The organism is Bacillus cereus group sp. BfR-BA-01355 (assembly GCF_022663675.1).
GTDB lineage: Bacteria > Bacillota > Bacilli > Bacillales > Bacillaceae_G > Bacillus_A > Bacillus_A thuringiensis_S.
In genome coordinates, this window is the sequence record NZ_JAKUFY010000378.1 from 1 (window position 1) to 292 (window position 292).

Consider the following 292-nt stretch of genomic DNA (forward strand, 5'->3'; position numbering starts at 1 on the left):
TGAACGTTACTTAAATAAATCAGTAACAGAAATTAAAGCTGATGCAGGTGCTGCAAAAGCTACGAATGCTTCTGGTAAAAAAGCTGACGACAAATCTCAAAAAGAAGAGAAGTCAACGAGCACGAAACCAGAAAATAAAACAGAAGACAAGTCTCAAAAAGAAGAGAAATCAACAAGCGGTTCAACTAGTGACAAAAAAGAAGAACCGAAGAAAGAAGAAAAATCAACAAATGGTTCTACACAATCATCTAACGATTCTTCTTCACAAGAATAAGAAAGTGAAAAAATCAGT

At 34.2% G+C, this 292-nt stretch carries 1 pseudogene; it reads left to right on the forward strand.

Annotation, left to right across the window (positions count from 1 at the left end):
• Window positions 1–274, forward strand: a pseudogene (locus tag MR167_RS32120) (M23 family metallopeptidase); the annotation flags it as partial.
• Window positions 275–292: the final 18 nt, after the last annotated feature.